This window comes from Streptomyces sp. NBC_00286, assembly GCF_036173125.1.
In the GTDB taxonomy this organism is placed as follows: Bacteria; Actinomycetota; Actinomycetes; order Streptomycetales; family Streptomycetaceae; genus Streptomyces.
In genome coordinates this window covers 3,194,851-3,219,168 of sequence record NZ_CP108054.1, presented here as the reverse complement: position 1 = coordinate 3,219,168, position 24,318 = coordinate 3,194,851, and the positions used below count along the sequence as shown (strand labels likewise).

The following is a 24,318-nucleotide window of genomic DNA, read 5'->3' as shown; positions in this document are numbered from 1 at the left end:
CTCGCGGCGTCAGCCCAATCCTTTGCCTGATCCGACGTCACGCGTCCCGTTCGGCTTCCCGAGCCGTACGCTCCAGCCGGCTTCGATAGTTCTCCCACCATGCCGCATCGCCCGGCGCCATGCCGTCGTTGCCCTTGTTCATCCCCGCGATGCCGTCTATGAGTTCCCGGACGATGTCGGCGTGACCTGCGTGCCGGTGCGTCTCGGCGATCATGCGCACGACGGCGTGATGCAGCGTCACCTCGTCCCTGTCGTCGGGCCACCACGGCACCTTGCCGATCGTGTCCAGCGCCAGCGCGTCGATCGTGGCGTCCGCGTGGGCCCATGCCCGCCGGTAGAGCCCCACGATGTACTCGCGTGACTCGTCGGCGGTTGCCCACATGTCCGCGTTGGTTTCCGCACCGTCGTCCATCCAGGGCAGCGGCTCGCCGGACGGTCGTCCGAAGGTGTCGCCGAGGTAGCCCAGCTCCATGGTTGCCACGTGTTTGACCAGGCCCAGGATGTTGGTGCCGGTCGGCGTCAGGGGGCGGCGGGCGTCGTACTCCGAGAGGCCTTCGAGCTTCCACAGCAGGGCGTCGCGGGCGGACTGCAGGTAGAAGTGCAGGTCGGCTTTGGGATCCGGGTCCGGTGCGGTCATGGGGTCAGTCTGCCGTTCGGGTGATCAATGTTCACCGGCTTTGTTGACCGCTGAGCCGTCTGTGATCGCTGACAGCGAACGGCCCTTGGTGGCGGGAACATTCCGCAACCCCTGTGCATTGAGTCTGCATAACTCAACTTGACTGCCATAGGGGAGACCATGACTTCGACGTCCACACCGCTCACCCTGCCCGTGCTGCCGCTCGACGACGAGGTCGTGCTGCCCGGGATGGTGGTGCCCCTGGACCTGAACGATGCCGATGTACGAGCCGCGGTGGAGGCCGCGCAGGCCGCCGCACGGTCCAGTGGGGGAAGCAAGCCGAAGGTGCTGCTTGTTCCACGGATCGACGGGACGTACGCGAGTACGGGTGTGCTCGGGACCGTCGAGCAGGTCGGCAGGCTGGCCGACGGCGACCCGGGCGCGCTGATCCGCGGGCGTGGGCGGGTGAAGATCGGGGCCGGGACCACCGGGCCAGGCGCCGCGCTGTGGGTCGAGGGGGCGAGGCTCGACGAGAGCGTGCCCGATCCGCTGCCCGGCCAAGTGGCCGACCTCGTCAAGGAGTACAAGGCCCTCGCCACCAGCTGGCTGCGCAAGCGCGGCGCCTGGCAGGTGGTCGACCGGGTCCAGGCGATCGACGACGTGTCCGCCCTCGCCGACAACTCCGGGTACTCGCCCTTCCTGACCACCGCGCAGAAGGTCGAGCTCCTCGAGACCGCCGACCCCGTCGCCCGGCTGAAACTCGCCACCGAGCAGCTCCGCGAGCACCTTGCCGAGCAGGACGTCGCCGAGTCCATCGCCAAGGACGTACAGGAAGGCGTCGACAAGCAGCAGCGCGAGTTCCTGCTGCGGCGGCAACTCGAGGCCGTACGCAAGGAGTTGCGCGAGCTGAACGGTGAGCAGGACGGCGAGGAGTCCGACGACTACCGGGCCCGCGTCGAGGCCGCCGATCTGCCCGAGAAGGTCCGCGAGGCGGCCCTCAAGGAGGTCGACAAGCTGGAGCGGTCGAGCGACCAGTCGCCCGAGGGCTCCTGGATCCGGACCTGGCTCGACACCGTCCTCGAACTGCCCTGGAACGAACGCACGCAGGACGAGTACGACATCCAGGGCGCCCAAGCGATCCTCGACGCCGAGCACGCCGGTCTTGAAGACGTGAAGGAGCGCATCACCGAGTACCTGGCCGTGCGCAAGCGGCGCCTGGAGCGGGGACTGGGAGTCGTCGGCGGGCGCCGCGGCGGTGCCGTGCTCGCGCTCGTCGGGCCGCCCGGTGTCGGCAAGACCAGCCTCGGCGAGTCCGTCGCGCACGCGATGGGGCGCAAGTTCGTACGGGTCGCCCTCGGCGGCGTACGCGACGAGGCCGAGATCCGCGGTCACCGGCGTACGTACGTGGGCGCGCTGCCCGGTCGTATCGTCCGCGCCATCAAGGAGGCCGGGTCCATGAACCCGGTCGTGCTCCTGGACGAGATCGACAAGGTCGGCTCCGACTTCCGGGGTGACCCGGCCGCCGCCCTGCTCGAAGTCCTCGACCCCGCCCAGAACCACACCTTCCGCGACCACTACCTGGAGGTCGAACTCGACCTGAGCGACGTGGTGTTCCTCGCCACGGCCAACGTCCTGGAAGCCATTCCGGAGGCGCTGCTCGACCGCATGGAGCTGGTGCGGCTCGACGGCTACACCGAGGACGAGAAGGTCGTCATCGCCCGCGACCACCTGCTGCCGCGGCAGTTGGAGCGGGCTGGGCTGGAAGAGGCCGAAGTCACCCTCGACGAGAGCGCGTTGCGCAAGCTCGCCGGTGAGTACACGCGGGAAGCGGGTGTACGGAACCTGGAGCGGGCGATCGCACGGCTGCTTCGCAAGGTCGCAGCTCAGCATGAACTCGGCGAGCGGAAGCTGCCGTTCACCGTCGGCGAGGGTGATCTGCGCGGGCTGATCGGCCGGCCTCACCATGTGCCCGAGTCCGCCCAGGATCCGGCTGAGCGCCGTACGGCCGTTCCCGGTGTCGCCACCGGGCTCGCGGTCACCGGCGCGGGTGGCGATGTGCTGTACGTGGAGGCGTCGTTGGCCGATCCGGAGACGGGTGCCTCCGGTCTGACCCTCACCGGTCAGCTCGGCGACGTGATGAAGGAGTCCGCGCAGATCGCGCTCTCCTTCCTCCGCTCGCACGGCGCCGAACTCGAGCTGCCCGTGGGCGACTTGAAGGACCGGGGCGTGCACATCCACTTCCCGGCGGGTGCGGTCCCGAAGGACGGGCCGAGCGCGGGGGTCACGATGACGACGGCTCTCGCCTCGCTGCTCAGCGGGCGCCTGGTCCGTACGGATGTGGCGATGACCGGTGAAGTCTCGCTGACCGGGCGGGTGCTGCCGATCGGCGGCGTCAAGCAGAAGCTGCTGGCCGCGCATCGGGCCGGCGTCAACACCGTCATCATTCCCAAGCGGAACGAGGCCGATCTGGACGATGTGCCCGCCGAGGTTCTGTCGAAGCTCGACGTGCACGCGGTCACGGACGTTCGGCAGGTGCTGGAGCTGGCGTTGTCGCCTGCGGCTCGCGGGGCGGCTGCGGAGGTTCCGGTGGCGGCGTGACGGACGCCATCGGGAATGAAGACCCGGTCCCCTCTCGGGGCCCGGGTCTTCGCCATACGGCGCCGAGGAGGGGGGTGTGTCGGGGTTGTGTGCGGGGTGCGGGTTGTACGTGGCTGGTCGCGCCCATGCGGCGGAGCCGCAAATTGACACAGCCCCGCGCCCCTAAAAAGACTGCGGCTGCCCGCACCGCGGAGAAGATTGCGCCCCGGCGCCCCTGAAGGGACTGCGGCTGCCCGCATCCTGCTCCCCGGAAATACCCCCGGAGCTGCGGGAATGGCTAAGCTTCGGCGAAACTTTCAGGATCGTGCAGCTTAGTCAGGGGCCGATGTGGGTGAGGGTGGTAACGGTGAGGGGCAGGCGTTGCGGGCGGGGCAGGGTGTGGATCAGGAATTCCTGGCCCTGGAGCGGGAGTTGACCGTTCTGCTGCGGCGTGCGCGGGCCTCCTCCGGGGAGATGGCCCGGGAGGTTCACCCCGACCTGGAGTCCGCCGCGTACGGGCTGCTCGCACGCCTGGACGAGCGGGGCGGTCAGCGTGCCACCGAGCTTGCCGCCTTCATCGGTGTCGGCAAGGCCACCATGTCCCGGCAGCTGAGGGCCCTCGAAGAGCTGGGCCTCATCACCCGCGAGCCCGACCCCGCCGACGGCCGCGCCTGGCTCGTCCACCTCACGGAGGAGGGCCGGGCCCGGTTCCGTACGGTCCGCGATGCGCGGCGGGCGCGCTACGTGCGGCAGCTCGCGAACTGGGACCGTAAGGAAGTCGCTGAACTGGCCCGGCTTCTTCACCAGTTGAACCGGAGGAGCGAGGGCTGAACTCGGGGGAGCGCAGGAGCGTGCAGGGGGATCACAGCTCGACGTACACCACCGTCGCGTCATCATGCACCTTGCTCCGGCCCAGGAACTCCCGCTCCGTATCCGCCCGTTCGAGTGCCCGCACCCGGTCCACGAGCGCCTGAGCGCCCTCCTTCCGCACCAGCGTGACGAGGTCCGCCCAGTCGCCCTGCCGGAATTTGTCCACCCATCGGGTGGCGCCGTCCGTCAGGGCGGTGAGCGTGCGGACTTCGGTGCGGGGGAGCGTGCCGGTTACCGCGCGGGTCGCCACCGACGGGTCCGCGGCGGCGGTGAAGAAGCCGCCCTCCTTGTTGCGGATCGTCGCGTCGGTGATCGCGTGGGTGGCCAGGGAGGCGCGGGGGACGCGGGCGAGGCGGTCGTCGAGGAGGGGGGTGACCGCACCGGACGGCGACTCGGCGAGGAGAGCGGAGTCGGAGAGGACCAGGTACTCGATCTCGTGCGCGGACCAGCGGGCGAGGACCACAGTTGCCTGAGGGGTTCGTGGGTGAGAAAGGTCACAAGTGGCGCGATGGGCGTCCGCGGTGCGTGAGATGGCCTGCGCCAGCACCTCGGCGAGGGTGAGATCTCGCCGTGAAGCGGACAGTTCACCCAGCGCTCCGCCGAGCCGTGCCGTGAACCACGGGACCGAGTGCCGGCAGCCCACCTCGGTCGCCGGCGGAGTCACTCCGTCAAGCACGACAAGCGAACCGCCCTGACCGGAGGCGGGGAGCCCGGCCGCCGCGTAGTCCTCGTTCGGGCGGGCAGGATCACCGGGGGCCGAGATCAGTTCCGTGCGCATCCGGCCAGTCTGCACGAGCTCTTCACAAGCTTCGTCAAAGGCTGGCAATCGTCGCCGAATTGGCGCGGAGTGGCAGGTCACCGCCGGAAATGAGGCGGAATAAATGGCTCCGCCGGGGCGCGGCGGCGCATCTTGCCACCGGCTGCCGCGGGAGTCCACCCGGCCCGCCACGCAAGGTCGCTGCACAGGCCAGAAGAACTTGCCCACCCCTGCCTCACCGATGTTCACTCCTTTGGGTGGCGGGTCAGGCGTTGCGCGGCCACTGCCCACCGGCACTGGGAGGGTCGGAAGCCGTAACGGTGACGACACGTTCGCTGACGGACCGTCACCAGGGCCCACGGGTAAACGAGTCAAGAATGCGAGCATCGGTGCAGAAGATGCGGCCTCGGCGCAAAGGCAGTCAGTCGGCCTCGGGAGAGGCCCCCGGGCGCACGCCGGGCTCCCCGGAACCGGCCTCGTCGGCGGCGCCGGAGCACACCCGGAACTCCCCGGCAGGAACGCCGGGTTACCCCGACCCCGCAGGAACTGCCAGAGTCACCGGAATCGCCGGACAGGGCCGCCCCGCCCACGTACGCACCCGCCTGATCGTCGCCGTCGCCGTGGTGGCCGCCGCGATCGCCGCGGCCGGTGCCCCCTCCATCATCACCGCCTCCAGCGACCTGAACGACTCCCAGAACCTCGTCACCCTCGCCGACCGCACCAAGGACGCCCTGACCCTCGCCCACGCGCTCGCCGACGAACGCGACGAGGTCACCTCCTACATCGCGGCCGGCCGCCCCGACGGCGAAGGCCCCTCCGAGCGGCACAGCGCCCGCGTCGACCGGCAGGTCGACGAGCTGAGCACCGAGGAGGCGCCCGCCGAGCTGCGCAAGGACCTCGACGAGATCTCCTCCGTACGCAGAGCAGCGCTCACCGGCAAGAGCACCGCTCTCGAAGCGCATCAGGCGTACTCCGCCGCCATCGCCGAACTCCACGGCCTCGCCGAGGACCTGGCCGAGCGGCTGCCGCCCCGCGCGGGTTCCGGCGCGCACGCGCTCGCCGACCTCGACACCGCCGTCCAGCAGGCCGCCGCCACCCGTGGCCTCCTCCTCGCCGCACTGAACGTGCCCACCAGGACCGAGACCGTCACCGACCCGGCCACCGGCGAGACCAGCAGGAAGATCACCTCGTCCACGGCCGACACGAGGACGCGCAACGCGCTCACCGCCGCCGCCCAGCAGGCGAACGTCCGCGAGCAGGTCGCACTCGCCGACTTCCACGACGGCGCGCCGAGCACCGACAGCGCCTCGTACTACTCCACGGTGACCGGCCCCGACGTCACCTCCGCCGAGAGGTACCTCGCCACTCTCGTCGACCGGGCGACCCTCTCCGAGTCCGAACTCGGCACCAACGCCGAGAAACTGGATGCCGCGCTCTCCGCCCGCGTCGAGCAGATGCGCGGCATCGAGGCCTCCCTCAACAGCCAACGGGCCAAGGATCTTGCCCAGTTGCGCGACGACGACGTCACCGCGCTGGAGATCCGTATCGCGCTCCTCGGTTTCCTGATGCTGGTCGCCGTCGGCGTCTCCACGGCCATGGCCCGTACGCTGACCCGCCCGCTCGCCGTCCTCCGCCTCGGCTCGGCCCGGCTGGCCGCCGACCCGGCGGCCCAGGAGCCGGTGAAGTTCACCGGCCGCAACGACGAGTTCGCCCAGGTCGTACGCTCCGTAAACGCCCTGCACGCGCACGCCGTCGCCCTCCACGAGCGGCTGAAGACCCTGGAGAGCGACCGCAAGCACCTCATCGGCGGGCGCCAGGTCATGGCCGACGAGCGCGACAAGCTGCGTCGCGAACTCGCCGAAGCCGCCGCCCACTTGGCGCAGGTACGGCAGAGCATCCACGGCACCTTCGTCAACCTCTCGCTGCGCACCCTCGGCCTCGTCGAGCGGCAGCTCTCCGTCATCGAGCAGCTCGAGGAACGCGAGCAGGACCCCGACCGGCTCGCCACGCTCTTCCGCCTCGACCACCTTGCCACCGTCATGCGCCGCCACAGCGAGAACCTGCTGGTCCTCGCGGGCGCCGAACACGGCCACCAGCACCCCGAGCCGGTCCCGCTCGTCGATGTCGCCCGCGCCGCCGTCAGCGAGATCGAGCGCTACGAACGCGTACGGATCGCCGCGCTGCCGCCCCACGCGCACCTCGCCGGGTTCGCGGCGGACGACATCAGCCACCTGATGGCCGAACTCATGGAGAACGCCACGTCGTTCTCGCCGCCCGACATCCCCGTCGAGGTCTCCGGCTGGCTCCTCGAAAGCGGCGAGGTCATGCTCTCCGTACACGACGAGGGCATCGGCATGACCACCGAGCGCCTCGACCAGCTCAACACCCGCCTCTCGGACTTCGACCCCGAAGACGCCTACGACACCTACGACCCGGAGAGCGGCGAGGGCCTCGGGCTCGGCCTGTACGTGGTCGCGCGGCTCGCACACCGGCACGGCGTACGGGTACGGCTGCGCGAGCAGAAGCAGGGCGGCATCGCGGCGGTCGTGGTCCTGCCCAAGTCACTACTGGCCGCCGCCCCGGCCATAGCGGTCCCGTCGGCGACCCACCCGACACTCGGCAGCGCCAAGTCACTGTCGTTCCCCGGCGCCGACTCCGAGGCCAACTCCAATGTCCTGCACGGCCGTTCGGGCCAAGCGGGCCCCTCCAACCAGGACCCGCTGATCGCGGCGGCGGAAGAGGCGGCACGGGAGGACACCGATTCCGGCGCCGACGCCGATTCCGGCGCGGGCGCCGGGGACGTCGTACGGGACGACGCCGCGTCCTTCGCGCCTGCCGATTCCGGCGGGGGCGCTGAGGGGGTCGTACGGGACGAGGCCGCGCTCTTCGCGCCTGCTGATTCTGGCGCGGGCGGCGGGGAGGTCGTATGGGACGAGGCGGCGTCCTTCGCGCCTGCCGATTCCGGCGGGGGCGCTGAGGGGGTCGTACGGGACGAGGCCGCGCTCTTCGCGCCTGCTGATTCTGGCGCGGGCGGCGGGGAGGTCGTATGGGACGAGGCGGCGTCCTTCGCGTCCGCTGATTCCGGCGGGGGCGCTGAGGGGGTCGTACGGGACGAGGCCGCGCTCTTCGCGTCGGCCGATTCGGACACCGGCGCCGGGGAAGTCGTACGCGACGAAGCGGCGCCCTTCGCGCCTTCCGCACCGGAAGCCGAGCCCGCGGCCGCGGAATCCGCCCAGCCAGCCGAGGCCGCGCCCGCGGATTCGGCACTCTCCGCACCGGAAGCCGAGGCCGCGCCGGCAGAATCGGCTCAGCCCGCTCAGCCCGCTCAGCCCGCTCAGCCCGCTCAGCCCGCTCAGCCCGCCGAGGCCGCGGAACCCGCAGAGTCCGCTCGGGCCGCCGAGCTCGCACAGTCCGCTCGGCCCGCGGAGCCCGCCGAGGTCCCAGAGCCCGCCGAGGTCCCAGAGCTCGCTGAACCTCCGGAGTCTGCCGAGCGCCCCGGGTTTCCCAAGCGACCCGGGCCCCCTGCCCCCTCCGCGCCCGAGACCACCATGGCGCTCATCGCCATCCCCGCGCAGGCCGGCAACCCCGACCCGTACGCCATCGGCCCCGACTCCCACGAGCGGGCCCACGACGACCGTTTCGCGCACGACCGATTCGCGGACGAACGGGTCGCAGGCCAACAGGTCGCGGACGAGCGGGTCGCAGGTCAGCAGGTCGCAGCGGCGCCGGGCGAGGGCGAGCCCGAGCGGGTCACCGACAAGGGGCTGCCCAAGCGGACGCCCAAGGTCAACGCGCCCCGGCCGGCGGCCAGGCCGCGCGCGGCGTCCGTGGATGCCGAGGCGCTGCGCCGCAGGCTGGGCGGGTTCCGCCGCGGGGCGATCGAGGGGCGCCGCGACGTCGAGGCGGAACTCGCGGGGCAGGCGGCGCCCACAGGGGAGCGCGAGCGCGCATCAGAACCCGTACGGGAGCGCGCACCAGAGGCCGTGGAAACCGAGGGGGACAACGTCCAGGGGGACACCGTCGAGGAGGCAAGCAGTTGAAGGCGCCGAGTACCTTCGGACTGAGCAATGAGGCCCGTAATCTGCACTGGCTGCTGACAAACCTCGTCGAGGAGGTGCCGGGCATCCTGTCGGTCGCGGTGGTCTCCTCCGACGGGTTGCTGCTGCTCTCCTCCGACCCCGGGAGGAACGCGGAGGCCGTAGCGGTGGCGGGCACCGGCCGGCCCACCGGCCCCAGGGGCTCCTCCGCCGACCTGGCCACCGTCGTCTCCGGCATCGGCAGCCTCACCATCGGCGCCGCACGGCTGATGGACTCCGGCGGGGTCAAGCAGACGATGGTCGCGATGGAAGAGGGCAGCCTCTTCGTGATGTCGATCAGCGACGGTTCGCTGCTCGGCGTGCACGGCGCCCCGGACTGCGACATGAGCGTCGTCGCGTACCACATGGCGCTCTTCGTGGGCCGCGCCGGGCACGTCCTGACCCCCGAACTCCGCAGCGAGCTGCGCCAGTCGATAGAGGACGCGTCGATAGGGAGCACCCAGTGAGCAGCCAGGCGCCCAAGCTTCCGATACGTCGCGGCGACAGAAAACCGGCCCGCGTACGCCCGTACTCGCTCACCGGCGGCCGTACGCGCTTCGGACACGTACTGCTCGTCGAGACCTTCGTGGCGAGCACCGCCGCTCTCGAAGCCCCCGAGGAACGGCGGGAGTTGACGAACGGCTCGCTCAACACCCGTGTCATGCCCGAGATGCGGGCCATCGTCGAACTCTGCCGCCGCATGCGCACGGTCGCCGAGATCGCCGCGCTGCTGAAGATGCCGCTCGGCGTGGTCCGCGTACTCATCAGCGATCTCGCGGACCAGGGAAAGCTCCGCGTCTACGGAACCGGTCACGGCCCCGGACAGCCGGACCGCGCACTGCTCGAAAGGGTGCTGAATGGACTCCGCCGTCTCTGAGGTCGCCACCGGCAACATCGCCGTCCCGGACGCGGACGAGAACCTCCAGGCCTGGCAGACGGACCCGACGCGCGCCCCGATCGCCACGAAGATCGTGGTGGCGGGCGGCTTCGGCGTCGGCAAGACCACGCTCGTCGGCGCCGTCTCCGAAATCACGCCCCTCGAGACCGAGGCGCTGATGACCGAGGCGAGCGAGGAAACCGACGACCTCACCGCGACGCCCGAGAAGCTGACGACGACCGTGGCCATGGACTTCGGCCGCATCACGCTCGACGACGACCTGGTGCTCTACCTCTTCGGCACACCGGGCCAGCAGCGGTTCTGGTTCATGTGGGACGACCTCGTCCGCGGGGCGATCGGCGCGGTCGTCCTCGCCGATACCCGCCGTCTGAAGGACTGCTTCCCCGCGCTCGACTACTTCGAGAGCTGCGGACTGCCGTACGTCGTCGCCGTCAACCACTTCGACGGCACCGAGCGGTACGAACCCGAAGACGTGCGCGAGGCCCTCACCGTGCCCGCACACATACCTGTCATGATCATGGACGCGCGCCGCCGGATCTCGGTGATCGAGACCCTGCTGGCCCTCGTCGGCCACGCGCTCGCCGTCAGCCCCGAGTAGTTGCAGGTAGGAGACAGCACCCGCATGCGGAAAATACTCGTCGTCGGAGCCGGTCAGTCCGGACTCCAGCTAGCCCTCGGACTCCAGTCGCACGGGTACGAGGTCACCCTGATGTCCAACCGGACGGCGGACGAGATCCGTGCCGGCCGCGTCATGTCCACGCAGTGCATGTTCCACACGGCCCTGCAGCACGAGCGCGATCTCCAGCTGAACTTCTGGGAGTCCCAGGCCCCGAAGATCGAAGGACTCGGCGTCTCGGTCGCGGCCCCCGGCTCGCACGACCCGGGCCCCACCCAGCGGGCGATCGACTGGGTGGGCAGGCTCGACGGCTACGCGCAGTCCGTCGACCAGCGCGTGAAGATGGCCGGCTGGATGGAGACGTTCGCACAGCGCGGCGGCCAGCTCGTCGTCCACGGCGCGGCGGTCTCCGACCTCGACTACTTCTCCCGTACGTACGACCTGGTGCTGGTGTCGGCGGGCAAGGGCGAGCTGGTCTCGATGTTCGGCCGGGACGCCGCCCGCTCCCCGTACCGCGAGCCGCAGCGCGCCCTGGCCGTCGCATACGTCCACGGCCTGGGCCCGCGCCCCGAACACCCCGACTACGAAGCGGTCCGCTGCAACCTGGTCCCCGGCGTCGGCGAGCTCTTCGTCATGCCCTGCCTCACCACGTCCGGCCGCGCCGACATCCTCTTCTGGGAGGGCATACCCGGCGGCCCGCTCGACGTCTTCCAGGGCGTCAAGGACCCGGCCGAACACCTCTCCCTGACCCTGGAACTCATGGAGAAGTTCGTGCCGTGGGAGTACGCGCGGGCCACCAAGGTCGAACTGACCGACGCCAACGGCACGCTGTCCGGCCGCTACACCCCCACCGTCCGCAACCCCGTCGGCCGCCTCCCCGGCGGCGGACTGGTCCTGGGCGTCGCCGACGTGGTCGTGGCGAACGACCCGATCACCGGCCAGGGCTCCAACTCCGCCTCGAAATGCGCCGCTTCATACCTGGACTCGATCCTCTCGCACGGTGAGCGGGAGTTCGATGAGGCCTGGATGCGGGGGACCTTCGAGCGCTACTGGGACACCGCCCAGTACGTCACCAAGTGGACCAACGCGATGCTCGGCGCCCCGCCGGAGCACGTCCTGAACCTCATCGGCGCGGCAGGCCAGCTCCCCCCGGTCGCCGACCGCTTCGCCAACGGCTTCAACGACCCGGCGGACTTCGAGAACTTCTTCTATGAGCCGGAGAAGACCGAGGCCTATCTGGCGTCGGTGGCGGGATCGCCAGCCACTGACGGGGCTTCGCCCTCGTAGCCCTCGTATCCCTCGTCCGATCCGTCCGTCGCGCCCGGGGGGAGCTTCGGTGGCGTGTACTGCCGCAGGGGCTCCCCGGACGGGTCGGGGCGGACCGCGCCGAGGATGGGGTTGGCCGCGAGTGGTGAGACCTTGACCTTCGCGCCGGGTCGGGGTGCGTGGATGACCTTGCCGTCGCCCAGATAAAGGGCGACGTGGGTGGCCTCGGGGAAGTAGACGACGAGGTCCCCGGGACGCAGCTCGCTCAGCGGAATCCGGGGCAGTTGGTCCCACTGCTCCTGGCTGGTACGGGGGATGAGCTGGCCCGCGTACCCCCAGGCCTCGGACGTCAGCCCCGAGCAGTCGTACGTGTCCGGCCCCTCGGCGCCCCACTCGTACGGCTTGCCGATCTGCTCCACGGCGTACCGCAGCGCCGCCTCGCCCTGCCGCGAGGGCGGACGAGCCGCGCTGCTGCCGAGCGCGCCGGAGGCTACGAGCTCCTCCTGCGCCTCGGCCTCCGAGTCCTTCTCCAGCTCGGCCAGTTCGGCGAGCTGCTCCGCGCTGAGGGAGGCGAGCAGTTCCTCGACGTCCTCGAGGCGCTGCCGTACGGTGTCGCGGTCCTTCTTCTGCCGTTGGGCGAGGGCGAGTTGGCCGTCGAGGGCCTTGCGGGCGGCGCGGGCGAGTCTGTCCGTCCTCTTCTCGCTTCCGGTCAGCCGGTGCACCGTCGCGGCCCGCCGCTTGGAGAGCTGCCGGATCACATGTGCCTGGTCGAGGGCGTGCTGCGGGTCGCGGGCGAGGAGCAGGCGCACGTACGGGGAGATCTCGGTGCTGCTCTGGTACTGCTGCCGGGCGAGCCGGGCGGCGGCGCTGCGGCTGTCGTGCAGGGAGAGCCGGGCTCTGGCGAGCCGCCGGTTCAGCTTCTCGACTTCGGCGCGTTGGTTGTTGAGCTTCTCTTCAGTGGCGTTGTAGGTCTCGGTGGCCTGCTCGGCTTGGCGGTAGAGGCGCTGAAGGTCTGTCAGCAGCTGGGCGATGGGGCGTTCGCCGGGCTCGGCGGGCTCGGCGGGTTCGGCGGGTTCCGCTGCGGCCGCGGGTACGGGTGCGGGTGTGAGTGCCGGCGAGAGTGCTGCACTGGTTGCGATCGTCACCGTACAGACCAGACGCAGAAGCCTTCCTGACACGTCTTCACCTCCGGTACGAGGTGGCCCCTCCACCCCGTACCGCGAGCATCAGACGGCTGCGGCGCGCTCGCGCGGGCAGTGGTCGGTTCGGCTCAAGGGGGTCACTCGTCGGCGGTGTCGGGCTTTGCGCTCGGCGTGGCGCGTGGCTTGGTGTGCGGTGTGGCGTCCGTTGCGGTGTCCGGCCTGGTCTCCGGCTTGGACCACGGCCACTTGAGCTTGCTGCCCTTGTCGCCCTTGTTGCCCTCGGGGTCGAACTCGTACTTCCACCCCGGGTGGAGGGCGAGCTTTCTGCCTTGCGCCGCTGCCGGCACGCGTCGGTAGACGAGAACGGTCGGTGGGCCGCCCGCCGCGTCCGGGACCGGGACCCGGTACACCTTCGGCGGGTGCCCGGTCATGCCGAGCAGCACCGGCAGTACGCGGCCGTCGAGAGGCCCGCCCACGAAGGGAGTGTCTTCGCTCTTCACGGGTCCAGTCTCACAAACGGGGCGTCGCCGATCACGGGGAGCACCCGGCGGACCAGCTCGCCGAGCGGTCCCTCGGTGCTCTCCAGCGCGAGCGCGGCCCGTACGACGCCGGCGGTCTGTGGGTCGCGTCCCGCGGTCGCCACGAGCGTGGCCACGAACTGCTCGACCAGCCAGTCGCGCAACTCGTCCAGCGGCGGTTCCTTCTCCTCGTCCAGCCAGATGAGGGAGGCGGCCTCGACGGCGGTGATCCACATCCGCACGGTCATCCGGAGCCGTGGCCCCGGCTCCTTCACGTCCAGGTGACTGAGGATGTGCTCGGCGGCGGCGCGGCGGACTCCGTCCACGATGGCGGTGGTCCTTGACGTCTCGATGACGCTTCCGCCCTGGAGGAGGGCGCTGAATCCCGCGTCGTGCTCGTCCACGAAGGCGAGGTAGCGGTCGAGCGCGCTCGCCAGTCTCTTCGTCAGCGGGCCCTCCGGGGGCTCGGCGAAGCAGTGCTCGAGCTCTTCGGCGGCGGAGCGTAGGGCGGCCTCGTACAGCTGCGGTTTGCCGCCCGGGAAGTACCGGTACACGAGGGGCCGCGACACCCCCGCGGCCTCCGCCACATCGTCGAGCGACACGTCCTCCGGGACCTGCCGGGCGAACAGCTCCAAGGCCGCGTCCAGCAGCTGGCCGCGCCGCTGCTCGACGGTGAGCCGCCGGTATGTGCGGGCGGTGGTCATATCGGTCAGGGTACTGGGTTCGTTGTCGGCTGCGGGTTGCCTCCGGCGGTTGGGCGGTTGGGTTCGTTGTCGGCTGACGGCGCCGTTGTGGCTGGTCGCGCCCACGCGGGGTGCCTCCGGCGGTTGGGCGGCTGACGGTTCGTCGTGGCTGGTCGCGGCCACGCGGGGGAGCCGCATATGTCACAGCCTCGCGCCGCTTGGGTGGGTGGTGGGTGCGGGGCCGCGTCGGGGGTGTCCGTCCTCGGACCGGCGCGCGTTGCTGTTGGCTGGTAGGGGGTGCCGGTGTTGGCGCGCCGGCCGCTGCGGGCGCACACCCCCGCCCCGTCCCCTTGCCGCCGTGGGCGGCTGCGGGGCCATGGGGGCGCGGGCTCCCCCCCCGGCGGCCTTTCCGGACCGCGGGCATGCTCGGGACGCAGGCGCCTTCCGGGCACGGGCTGCCCGGGTGCGGGCGCCTTCCGCGCACGGGCTGCTCGGGCGCGGGCGCCTTCCGGGGTGCGAACTATTTCGGGTCGCTTGCTCGTCGGGATGCCGGCAGTCGCAGGCTTTTCAGGGGCGCGGGGAACTGCGCGACCAGCCCCAACGCACCCGCAGCCGCGACACGAAGTGTCACCAACCACCCCCTGGCGGGGGCCTGGGGCGCAGCCCCCCACGCGGCGGAGCCGCAAATTGTTACAGCCGGGAAGGGGCGGGACTGGGGAACAGCGCGAAGCCACGACGCACCCGCAGTCGCCAACGAACCGAACCCACCCACCCGGTAGGCACCCCACCCACCCGGTAGGCACCCCACCCACCCGCGGTAGGCACCCCACCCACCCGCGGGAGGGCCCCACCCACCCGCGGGAGGGCCCCACCCACCCCACAAACCCGCCGAAGGCGCCGGGGCCTGGGGGCGCAGCCTCCCCACGCGGCGGAGCCGCACATTGTTACAGCCGGGAAGGGGCAGGGCTGGGGAAAGGAAACGCCTGGCCCGCGCCGCGTCACGGCAGCAACCCGGACGACCTCCACAAGCGCCGCCCGGCACCTCGCAACACCCCGATGTCATCGAGAAAGTCCGTCAACCGCCGAGCCCCCGTCTGCATGACCTCCCGCCGATGCGCACTGGCCCGCACCTGAGTCAACGCCTCGCGACGATCGAGCCCGACGTTCGTATAGACGTCGGGATTGACGAACGCGACAGAGAAGACGCGCGCGAACTCCCCGGAGGAGACACGCGTGAACTCCCGCGACCAGCGCGGCGCGGTCACCATCTGGCGCCGGAGCTCCTCACGGGCGTAGCGCACGTGACGGGACTCCTCGACGACGTGGATGCGGGTGACGCCGCGGATCAGGGGCTGGACGCGTTCGTCCGGGAACGTCAGGCGCTGCATCCAGTCGAGGACCTCCTCGCCGAGCAGCGTCGCCGTAAAGGAACCGGGGGTGGTGGAGATCGTCTTGAAGAGGCGCCCGAGGTTCTGGTGGACGCGGCTCACCGGGTAGTAAGGGGTGCCGCCCCGGCTGATGAGGCGGGCGAACATCTTCGAGTGACGGCACTCGTCCTCGATCTCGGTCAGCGCATAGCGCACATGCGCGCTGGTCGCCGCCTTGTCATAGATATGCCGTACGAGCAACTGCATCAGGATGATCTCGAACCAGATCCCCAACGAGGCCAGCGCCGCCGCCTCATGCCGGGAGAGCAGGAAGCGCTGCTCCTCGGACATCCGCCGCCACAGAGGCGTGTCGTACAAAGACACCAGCTCAGGCGGCCAGAACCACTTGCCGTCCTCGAAGGGCGCGTCCCAGTCCAGCTCCTCGTCGGGGTCGAAGGAGTGCTTCGCGGACGCGTCGAGCAGTCGTGCGGCCACCTGTTCCCGGTCCCTGAGCAGGCCGAGGGCATCGCGCACCCCTTCGAGCGCGTCGGCTTCCGTCACGGTCGTCATGGCCGAGCCACCTCTTCGAAGATCCGGACAGGCAACGGGAGTTACCGGTGGTCAACGCTTATGAGACCGCCTGTCAGCAAGCGCGTCAATCCCTTGCGTGAGACTTGTTGACACTTCGTCTAGCACGCGGGAGCCTGCGCACCATGCCGACGTATGACCTCTATGCCCAGGACCCGGGAGACCCCCTCTGGCAGGTGCCCGCGAGCGGTGCGGCACGGTTCAGCTGGGAGTACGACGACGGACGCGAACGGCTGCTCGCCCTGTATCAGAAGGGCAAGGACAAGCAGTGGGACGGACAGCGACGTATCGAGTGGGACCTGGAGGTGGACCCGTACGACCCGCTCGGTATCCCCGACGAGTCACTCACCCTCTACGGCACGCGGCACTGGGCGAAGATGACGGAGCGGGACAAGGGCGAGTTGCGCAAGCACTACGCCTCCTGGCAGTTCAGCCAGTTTCTGCACGGCGAGCAGGGCGCGATGGTGTGCGCGGCGCGGATCGTCGAGTCCGTGCCCGACCTGGACGCCAAGTTCTACTCCGCGACCCAGACGATGGACGAGGCCCGGCACGCGGAGATCTACGGACGTTTCCTGCACGAGAAGATCGGGCTGGTCTACCCGGTCAACGACAACCTCCAGTCCCTGCTCGGCGACACTCTGCGCGACTCGCGCTGGGACATGCCGTACCTCGGAATGCAGGTCCTGATCGAGGGCCTCGCTCTTGCCGCCTTCGGCATGATCAGGGACACGACCGACAAGCCGCTGCCGCGGCAGATCCTCGCGTACGTCATGCAGGACGAGGCCCGTCATGTGGCCTTCGGCCGCATGGCGCTGCGCGACTACTACAAGCAGCTCTCCGACGCCGAACTGCGCGAACGCGAGGAGTTCGTCATCGAGGGCTGCTACCTGATGCGCGACCGGCTGCGCGGCGTCGAGGTCCTGGAGAACTTCGGCATCCCCAAGGCGGAAGCCGAGGAGTACAGCGAACAGTCCGAATTCCTCGCCCTCTTCCGCCAGTTGCTCTTCAGCCGCATCGTCCCCTGCGTCAAGGACATCGGTCTGTGGGGCAAACGCCTGCAACAGGCCTACGTCGACATGGGCGTCTTCGAGATGGGCAACTCGAATCTGGATCTGCTGATGGCGCAGGACGAGGAGATCGCAGAAAAACTGGACGCGGAACGCTTCGCGACGGAGGAGCGGGAGCGGGTGGCGGAGGTGGAGGGGGCGATCGAGGCGGGGGCGGACGGCTGAGGCGGGTCAACGCCGCGCGGGCTGATCACTCGAGCGTCGGGCGAATCGGCATATTCCCCCGAGTACGCTGACTGTGCCCGGCAGACTCCGTCACATGGGAGCGATCATGAGCGCCGCACGCGACTACGGGGTGGACGACGACTACGAGTGGGTCCGTCCGCCGCAGGGTGGCTGGACGGCCGACGACCTGGACGAGCTTCCCAACCTTCCTCCGCACACGGAGCTGATCGACGGGAGCCTTGTCTTCGTGAGTCCGCAGACGTCGTTTCACATGCGCACGATTCGAATGCTGGACAATGCACTGCTCGACCAGGCACCGGACGAGTTCGACGTCTACCGTGAATTCACCGTCACCCTCGGTCGCCACAACCGCCCGGAGCCGGACGTCCTGGTGGCCCGCGCCGGCGCTGATACCGGGCCCAAGGACACGCGGCTTCTGCCGGAGGATGTCGTCCTCGCCGTCGAGGTCGTGTCCGAGGACTCCGAGGAGCGCGACCGTGAGACCAAGCCCCGGAAATACGCCAAGGCCGGCATCAGTAACTACTGGCGGATCGAGCAGAACGACGGACTCCCCGTGGTCTACGTCTACGAACTCGACCCCGCTACCACAACGTACGTCCCGACCGGCATCTTCCACGACAAACTCGAACTGACCGTCCCCTTCCCCGTCGAAATCGACCTCACCGCCATCAACCGCCGTCGCTAGACCGAGCAGCCCAACCCCTCCGGTACCTCGCCGAGGACCGGCTCCGAGGCTCCCGGTGAGAACGACGTCCGGAGAGTGAATGCGTAGGGCGTGGGGCCGTGTGTCCGCAGGTGGAGTAGGCGGGACTCTGCTTCCGCGACCGTCGGGCGGTGGCCGGCCGGGACCCACCACAGGGCCGTGACCGCTTCCTGAAGCCGCTCGAACCACTCGCGGCGGCGGGACAGCAACTCACGGTGCCGGCCCTGGTACATGAAGGCCGTGAGGGCGTTGGTGTCGCGCCATACCGACATGTTGACGATGAGCCAGTCGTCGCCGAAGACGGGGACGTCCGTCGCGTTGCCCGAGTCGCTCTGCAGGCGCCAGACGAAGCCGTCCGAGGTGTCGGCGACCGCGTTCACCGGGTCGAGGGCGTCGACGAAGTCCTTCAACTGCGGGGAATCCAGCGGGGCCTTGAGACGGGCGATGTTGACCTGGGCGAGTTCGTACGCGGCGGGTTCAGGCATGGACCGAACGTTAGGTCGGCTCGGCGGTGCGCTCAAGGCCTGTCTCAACCCTTGAAAGCGGAACCCGTGCTGCCGGGGGCCGCGCCTCCCGTCCCCTTACCTCCGCTTCTCACAACTGCCGCTGGCGCAGGGTGAGTTCCTGTGCACCGATGTCTTACGGGTGGGAAACCACCGCCTCACCGGCCCGTCCGTAGCCTCGCGGGGCATGACGGGGAACGTGCTGACCAAACTTCCCACCCTTCCAGCCCTTCCCGGCTGGAACTCCATCCGTGGGCGCATGGCCATCGTGCTGGCCGTGCCGACTTGCCTGCTGCTCGTTCTGACGGGGCTCGGCGTCGCCGACCGCGCCGCCGACTGGTCCGCCGCTCAGGAGACCGAGGCGCAGGTGGGCGTGCTGCTGCGGGTGCAGGATCTCGTACGGGAACTGCAACGCGAACGCGGGCTCACCAACGGGCTGTTGGGCGGTGCGGAGGAGTACCAGGACGACGTACGGAACCAGCGGGACCGTACCGACGACGCCTCCGCCGCACTGCGAGCGGTGCTCTCGGAGGAGAGCGGTGATCTGCCAGGTGCCGCCGCCTCCGCCCTCGACGATGCCCAAGTGCCCCTCGTCGATCTCGCCGTCACCCGTGCCGAGGTCGACGGCGGTACCGCCGACCGGGCCGGCACCCTCGCCTACTACACCAAGGCCGTCACCGCCCTCATCGACGCCGAGTCCGCGGGCGCGGCACACGGCGAGCGCCGTATCACCGAGGGCGTCCAGGCCCTGCAGGCCCTGGCCCGCGCCACCGAGGCCGTGGCCCTCGAACGCGGCTCGCTCAACGGGGTGTTCGCGGCCGGGCGCTTCCGCGGTGGCGAGTACCTCGACTTCACAGAGATCCGCGCCACCCGCCTCGCCGCGCTCGGCCAGTTCCGCCAACTCGCCACGCCCGCCCAGCGGTCCGACCTCGACGCGGCCTTCAAGACGGCCGCCGCCCGGCGCGTCAGCGGCTACGAGACGCTGGCCGAGCGCGGGGCGGACGGCTCACGGCTGGACGTCGCCCCGGCCCGTTGGTGGCGGGACATGACGACCCTCGTCGACGATCTGCACGACGCACAGCGCACCGTTGGCGACGACGTACGCGCCGACGCCGACGACAGCGGCGCCGCCGCCACCCTCGAGCTCGGCGGCTTCCTCGGCCTGGGCGCGCTGATCGTCGTCGTGGCCACCGCGCTCGCCGTCATCTCCGCGCGCTCCATCACCCGTCCCCTCGGCGCCCTCGCCGACGAGGCCGACGCGGTCGCGGGCACTCGGCTGCCGACGGTCGTCAAACGCATCCAGGAGGCGGACCCGGACACGTCCCATCTGGACGGTCCCGACGATCCACGTCGGCCCCAACTCCCGGGCACCGCACGGGAGATCACCCGCTTGGCCGCCGCCCTGCGCAACGTCGAGCACACCGCCGTGGGTCTCGCCGCCGAACAGGCCGTTCTGCGCCGTAACAGCACCGAGTCCCTGGCCAGTCTCGGTCGCCGCAACCAGACGCTGCTCAGGCGGCAGCTCGGCCTGATCACCACCCTGGAGAGCCAGGAACTCGACCCGGACGCCCTCGCCGAGCTCTTCGAGCTCGACCATCTGGCCACGCGGATGCGTCGCAACGCCGAGTCCCTGCTCGTTCTCGCCGGCGAGGAGGCTCCCGCCCGGTCCCTGCCGGGCATGGTCACCGTCGCCGAGGTGGTGCAGTCGGCCGTTTCGGAGGTCGAGCAGTACCGCCGGGTGGCGGCCGTCGACGTCGAGGCCTGCCGCATCCGCGGCCATGCCGTCGCCGAGCTGTCCCATCTGCTGGCCGAACTCGTCGAGAACGCCCTGATGTTCAGCCCGTCCCAGCAGGCGGTCGAGGTCTACGGCTGGCGGGACGGCGCCGAGTACTGCCTGGCGATCGTCGACCGCGGTATCGGCATGACCCAGGAACGTATGGCCGAGGCCAACGCCCTGCTGTCCGGCAGCGGTTCCTTCCTCACGGCACCCACGCGCTTCCTCGGCCACCATGTGGTGGGTGCGCTCGCCTCCCGTCTCGGCGCCCATGTGGAGTTGCGGCCGACTGCCGGTTCAGGTGTCACGGCGTACGTGGCGCTGCCTGCCGCGCTTGTCCGGGAGCCGTCGTCAACGGCCGTGGTGAGCGGGTGAGTCGGGCACCGTTGTCCCGTTGGGCCGGGCTCAGCAGGAGCGGGGCTCGTGGCCGAAGGTGTCGATGTAGCGGGCGGAGCCCCAGGCCCAGACGCCGTCGGCGAGGAGGTACCAGAAGCGGTTGCCGTCGACGGTGGCTCCCGGCGTCTGGCAGAAGATGCGTACGGTCGAGCTCTGGGGGGCGAAGCCGATCTGCCTGCTGTCGGCGGTCGGCCTGTCGCGGAGGGTCAGCCCGCCGGCCGCGGTGACACGGCCCTCGGTGAACTCTTGGTTGCTGTCGGGGCGGCCGGAGTTGTTTGCGTTGTTGTCGGGGCGGTTCCAGTTGCCGTTGTCGGGGCGGCCCGAGCTGTTGGTGTTGTTGGTGGGACGGCCCGAGCTGTTGGTGTTGTTGTCGGGGCGGTTCCAGTTGCCGTTGTCCGGGCGGCCCCAGTTGTTGCCATTGTTGTTCGGGCGGCCGGTGTTGGTGCCGTTGTTGTCGGGACGGCCCCAGTTATTGCCGTTGTTGTTGGGGCGACCTGGGTTGTTCGTGTTGTTGGAGTTGTTGTTGGGCTGATCCGTGTTGTTCGCGTTGTTGTCCGGGCGACCCCAATTGTTGCCGTTGCTGTTGGGCCGACCTGTGCTGTTCGCGTTGTTGCCGGGGCTGTCCGTGTTGGTGCCGTTGTTGTTGGGGCGCCCCCAGTTATTGCCGTTGTTGTTGGGGCGGCCCATGTTGTTCGGGTTGTTGGAGGTGTTGTTGTTGGGCCGGTCCGTATTGCCGGCGTTGTTGTCGGGGTTGTCCTGGCGGCTTTGCCGGCCGCCCCAGTCGTTGCCGTTGTCATCGCCGGTCGCGAAGGCGGGGGCGGGGGCTGTGAGGGCGAGGGTGACGGCGGCGGTGGCTATGCCGAGGCGGGTTGCAGTGGAACGCAGGGACATGGCGGGGTCCTCCTGAACGGTGCAGGGGTGACTGTTGGTGACTGATCGCCACGCTATGAGTCGACCTTGGGGAGTCGCCTCTCCTGCTGCGCCATCGGGGTGCGTTCCGGTATCAGCCCGTCGTTCAGCCGGTCGTTCAGCCGGTCGTTCGGCTGCTCATTCGGCCAGCTCTTCGAGGACTCGGACCGTGTCGAGGCCGGTTCTCAGGTACTCCACGAAGAGATCGTTGTGCAGCGCCCACCGGGAACGGCGGCTGCGGATCAGACGGATCGCCTCGTCGGCGGTGTGGCCCGCGCGGATCAGGGCGTGGGCGACGACCAGGCCCGAGCGGTTGTAGCCGTGGTAGCAGCGGACCAGGACCCGGCGGCCCTGCGTCAGCCCCTCGCCGGCGGTCCGTGCGAGCCGCAGGACGCCGGCGAGCTGCGTACCGTCGAGAGGGCCGTCCGGGATCGGCCATACGTGGTGTTCCACGTGGTCGTCAGGGCCGTGGCCGGGTAGTCGGAGCAAGGTCAGGACGAGGTCGAACTCGTCGCGTACGACGGCAAATTTCAGCCCGCCGGAGCCGTCCGCGTACTCGTGGCCGCCCATCCACAGGCCGGGCACGATCTCACTCCACGGGTCGTCCGGAGCCGGCGCATCGGGTCGCTTGCTAGTGGGCCGCAACGGCACCTCCCGCTCAAGTCGTGACAAAGGTAACCGGGTTCTTGCCCCTGGAGTACCCCGCCTGTTCCCATGGTCTGGGGTGATGGTGCATGAGCGGACTGCGCGTTGTACCGACCTGGCGGCACGGTCAGGAACGGCTGTACGTCTGTCACACCGACGGCAGGAACGTCGCCTGGTACGACAGGGATGCGGGCCGGGTCAACCTGCTCAGCGACGACCGGCGCGAGGACGTTCTCGACGCGCTCGGTCCGTTTCTGACCGGCCCGGTGACCGTGGGGCCGCCGCCGGTCCCCACCCCCGCGGAGCTCGCCCGGCTCACCCTGCACCCGGACGACGACCTCGCCCCCAACCGGCCCGGTGAGGCCCTCCAGATCGCCCTGGACCGCGATCCCGCCGCCCCGCACCGGCTGCGTCCCGATCCCCGGCGGCGGGCGCTCGCCGCGGAGCTGGCGGTGGGGGAGGCGCTGGACGAGCTGGAGGGGGCGGGGTGGCATGCGCTGCATTCCGTTCCGCTTCCTGGAGGCGACCGGCTGCACCACCTGGTGATCGGGCCGGGTGGCTTGTTCGCCGTCCATTCGCTGTACGCCCGTAAGCAGCGGGTACTGGTGGCCGATCCCATGGTGACGGTGGGCCGCCGGGAGCCGTCGCCGTTGCTGCGCCGGGTCCGGTCCGTCGCGGACCGGGCGTCGTACGCGCTGACGGCGGAGGTGCATCCGGTGCTGGCCCTGTTCGGGCCGTCGAAGGTTTCGGTCGAGCCCCCGCCGCGCGAGGTACGCGTCCTCCAGGACACGGACGTCTCGTCCCTGGCCCGTACGGGAGGTGTGCTCAAGCCCGCGGACGTCGAGGCGCTCCATGCGATGGCGCGGGCCCGGGGGACCTGGGGGCGGGTCTAGGGCTTGGTCTAGGACAGCTCTAGGCCTGGCTTCGCTGGGCGTCCTTGACGAACACGATGCCGTCGGTGCCGGTCAGGTGTGCCGGGTTCAGCGGGGCGTAGCCGTACCAGGGGGACTCGCGGGGAGCGGGCGGTGCGTCGGCGAGCGTGGTGGCCAGTTCGCGGGGGTCGACCAGGCAACGCTGCTGGGGGAGTGCGTACAGCAGTCCCTCGACGGTGTCCGGAGGTGGGGTGTCCACCCCTTGGTGGCGGATCGTGCCGAGGGCCGTGGCCAGGAAGGCGTATGACTCTCCCAGCCGGGCGCTGACCATCGCGCCGGCGCTCCACCATTCGCCCGGCAGGTCGCCCATCCGCATCGAGCCCTCGCGCTGGAGGTGGCTGTTGTGGGCGTTGACCAGGGTCGGGCCTCGTTCGGCGAGGGCGAGCAGGTTGGCGGCCATCATCGAATCCCGTAGGCCTCCCAGCCGGGCCATGCGATTCGGGGATGTGTCGGCCATCCAGTAGTGGTAGCGCAGCAGGCCGGTGGCGGTACGGGCGTACAGGCGTGCCCGGTGCCAGTCCTCCCGCGTGGACGTCGCGATCAGGTGCGGCGTCTGCGCGTCGAGGAGGGCCACCAAGTCATCCGCGAGCAGCCGCAGTTGCTTGGCCTCGGGCGTCCGGCCCAGGGACTGGGACGGGTCCGTCATGGCGGCGGGGTTGGTCCAGCGGTCGTCGGCGCCGAGCAGGCGGTCGAGCGTTTCCGCGGTGCAGGGAAGCAGGTCGGCGTCCACTCGGGCGGCGAGGTAGGCGTGGAGTGCGGTGAGGGACTGGCGGGGGCTCTCTGCGTGGGTCATCTCCAGTGGGGCGTCGAAACCGGCGAAGCGGAGCCGTTCGGACGGGGGCCGGCCGTCGTTGTACGCGCGCATCCAGCGCACCAGCTCGCGGTTGGCGGCGGATGCGTTGAACCACTCGTGGCTGAAGCCGCGCTTCATGACCTCGTCGAGGGTGCCGGTGCCCGAGGTGACGTAGTCGTCCACGACCAGGCCCATCAGGCAGTCGCTCTCGATCGCGATGGTCCGGTAGCCCTCCTGCTCGACGAGTTGCCGGAAGAGGCCGTTGCGCAGGTCGAGGAGGGTGTCCTCGCCGTGGGTGGGTTCGCCCAGGGCGAGTAGGCGTGGCTTGGCGGGGAGCAGCCCCATGACGGTTGCGGGGTCGACGGCACGGGCGGCGGCTGTGACATCAGCAGGCATGCCTTCAACGGTATCGTTGAACCAACGGTGGAAACTTCTC

21 protein-coding genes are annotated in these 24,318 nt (G+C 70.2%); 11 read left to right on the top strand and 10 right to left on the bottom strand.

Annotation, left to right across the window (positions count from 1 at the left end):
* Positions 1–37: 37 nt before the first annotated feature.
* Positions 38–637, bottom strand: coding sequence for a DinB family protein (locus OHT21_RS14415; RefSeq protein WP_328768686.1), 600 nt, complete (start codon positions 635–637; stop codon positions 38–40).
* Between the two features lie 159 nt (positions 638–796).
* Between OHT21_RS14415 and lon the strand changes: the two genes are divergently transcribed.
* The gene (gene lon / locus OHT21_RS14410; protein ID WP_328768685.1) at positions 797–3,214 is read left to right on the top strand and encodes an endopeptidase La; all 2,418 of its coding nucleotides are present in this window, start codon (positions 797–799) and stop codon (positions 3,212–3,214) included.
* A gap of 327 nt (positions 3,215–3,541) precedes the next feature.
* Positions 3,542–4,024: a MarR family winged helix-turn-helix transcriptional regulator gene (locus OHT21_RS14405; RefSeq protein ID WP_328768684.1), complete on the top strand. Its 483-nt coding sequence runs from the start codon at positions 3,542–3,544 to the stop codon at positions 4,022–4,024.
* A gap of 31 nt (positions 4,025–4,055) precedes the next feature.
* Here OHT21_RS14405 and OHT21_RS14400 read toward each other — a convergent pair whose 3' ends face one another.
* Positions 4,056–4,841 carry a protein phosphatase 2C domain-containing protein gene (locus OHT21_RS14400; RefSeq protein WP_328768683.1) on the bottom strand — a complete coding sequence of 262 codons (786 nt, stop codon included), beginning with the start codon at positions 4,839–4,841 and terminating at the stop codon, positions 4,056–4,058.
* 356 nt (positions 4,842–5,197) lie between these two features.
* Between OHT21_RS14400 and OHT21_RS14395 the strand changes: the two genes are divergently transcribed.
* The 5 genes from OHT21_RS14395 to OHT21_RS14375 are packed head-to-tail and all read left to right on the top strand — an operon-like array spanning position 5,198 to position 11,697.
* Positions 5,198–8,860, top strand: a complete 3,663-nt coding sequence (locus tag OHT21_RS14395) for a sensor histidine kinase (protein WP_328768682.1) — start codon at positions 5,198–5,200, stop codon at positions 8,858–8,860.
* Complete coding sequence (locus tag OHT21_RS14390) at positions 8,857–9,363, top strand: roadblock/LC7 domain-containing protein (protein WP_328768681.1); 507 nt, start codon at positions 8,857–8,859, stop codon at positions 9,361–9,363. Before OHT21_RS14395 ends, OHT21_RS14390 begins: the two co-directional genes overlap by 4 nt.
* Complete coding sequence (locus OHT21_RS14385) at positions 9,360–9,773, top strand: DUF742 domain-containing protein (RefSeq protein ID WP_328768680.1); 414 nt, start codon at positions 9,360–9,362, stop codon at positions 9,771–9,773. The genes OHT21_RS14390 and OHT21_RS14385 overlap by 4 nt, the downstream gene beginning before the upstream one ends.
* Complete coding sequence (locus tag OHT21_RS14380; protein WP_328768679.1) at positions 9,754–10,392, top strand: GTP-binding protein; 639 nt, start codon at positions 9,754–9,756, stop codon at positions 10,390–10,392. The genes OHT21_RS14385 and OHT21_RS14380 overlap by 20 nt, the downstream gene beginning before the upstream one ends.
* A gap of 24 nt (positions 10,393–10,416) precedes the next feature.
* Complete coding sequence (locus OHT21_RS14375; RefSeq protein WP_328768678.1) at positions 10,417–11,697, top strand: styrene monooxygenase/indole monooxygenase family protein; 1,281 nt, start codon at positions 10,417–10,419, stop codon at positions 11,695–11,697.
* Here the strand turns inward: OHT21_RS14375 and OHT21_RS14370 are convergent.
* The 4 genes from OHT21_RS14370 to OHT21_RS14355 form a co-directional block, all read right to left on the bottom strand.
* On the bottom strand, positions 11,643–12,854 hold the full coding sequence (locus tag OHT21_RS14370) for a C40 family peptidase (RefSeq protein WP_328768677.1): 1,212 nt from the start codon (positions 12,852–12,854) through the stop codon (positions 11,643–11,645). The two genes, OHT21_RS14375 and OHT21_RS14370, sit on opposite strands and share 55 nt — an antisense overlap.
* 101 nt (positions 12,855–12,955) lie before the next feature.
* Positions 12,956–13,318, bottom strand: a complete 363-nt coding sequence (locus OHT21_RS14365; RefSeq protein WP_328768676.1) for a hypothetical protein — start codon at positions 13,316–13,318, stop codon at positions 12,956–12,958.
* A complete protein-coding gene (locus tag OHT21_RS14360; protein WP_328768675.1) occupies positions 13,315–14,040 on the bottom strand; it encodes a TetR/AcrR family transcriptional regulator in 726 nt (241 codons plus the stop codon). The genes OHT21_RS14365 and OHT21_RS14360 overlap by 4 nt, the downstream gene beginning before the upstream one ends.
* A 977-nt stretch (positions 14,041–15,017) precedes the next feature.
* Entirely contained in the window at positions 15,018–15,956 is a 939-nt protein-coding gene (locus tag OHT21_RS14355; protein ID WP_328768674.1) for an AurF N-oxygenase family protein, read from the bottom strand.
* 143 nt (positions 15,957–16,099) lie between these two features.
* Here OHT21_RS14355 and OHT21_RS14350 point away from each other — a divergent pair, with 143 nt between their 5' ends.
* Positions 16,100–17,206, top strand: a complete 1,107-nt coding sequence (locus OHT21_RS14350; protein WP_328768673.1) for a ferritin-like domain-containing protein — start codon at positions 16,100–16,102, stop codon at positions 17,204–17,206.
* A gap of 106 nt (positions 17,207–17,312) precedes the next feature.
* On the top strand, positions 17,313–17,912 hold the full coding sequence (locus OHT21_RS14345; protein ID WP_328768671.1) for a Uma2 family endonuclease: 600 nt from the start codon (positions 17,313–17,315) through the stop codon (positions 17,910–17,912).
* Here OHT21_RS14345 and OHT21_RS14340 read toward each other — a convergent pair.
* On the bottom strand, positions 17,909–18,415 hold the full coding sequence (locus tag OHT21_RS14340) for a DUF3291 domain-containing protein (protein ID WP_328768670.1): 507 nt from the start codon (positions 18,413–18,415) through the stop codon (positions 17,909–17,911). The genes OHT21_RS14345 and OHT21_RS14340 overlap by 4 nt on opposite strands.
* Before the next feature lie 205 nt (positions 18,416–18,620).
* Here OHT21_RS14340 and OHT21_RS14335 point away from each other — a divergent pair, with 205 nt between their 5' ends.
* Positions 18,621–20,582: a sensor histidine kinase gene (locus OHT21_RS14335; RefSeq protein WP_328768669.1), complete on the top strand. Its 1,962-nt coding sequence runs from the start codon at positions 18,621–18,623 to the stop codon at positions 20,580–20,582.
* A gap of 30 nt (positions 20,583–20,612) precedes the next feature.
* On the opposite strand, the gene OHT21_RS14330 is transcribed toward OHT21_RS14335, so the two are convergent.
* Positions 20,613–21,494: an SH3 domain-containing protein gene (locus OHT21_RS14330; protein ID WP_328768668.1), complete on the bottom strand. Its 882-nt coding sequence runs from the start codon at positions 21,492–21,494 to the stop codon at positions 20,613–20,615.
* Between the two features lie 156 nt (positions 21,495–21,650).
* Positions 21,651–22,082: a protein-tyrosine phosphatase family protein gene (locus OHT21_RS14325; RefSeq protein WP_443050634.1), complete on the bottom strand. Its 432-nt coding sequence runs from the start codon at positions 22,080–22,082 to the stop codon at positions 21,651–21,653.
* 164 nt (positions 22,083–22,246) lie between these two features.
* On the opposite strand from OHT21_RS14325, the gene OHT21_RS14320 reads away from it, so the two are divergent.
* The gene (locus tag OHT21_RS14320; protein WP_328768666.1) at positions 22,247–23,050 is read left to right on the top strand and encodes a nuclease-related domain-containing protein; all 804 of its coding nucleotides are present in this window, start codon (positions 22,247–22,249) and stop codon (positions 23,048–23,050) included.
* 19 nt (positions 23,051–23,069) lie between these two features.
* Here the strand turns inward: OHT21_RS14320 and OHT21_RS14315 are convergent, their stop codons facing one another.
* Complete coding sequence (locus OHT21_RS14315; RefSeq protein WP_328768665.1) at positions 23,070–24,278, bottom strand: erythromycin esterase family protein; 1,209 nt, start codon at positions 24,276–24,278, stop codon at positions 23,070–23,072.
* Positions 24,279–24,318: the final 40 nt, after the last annotated feature.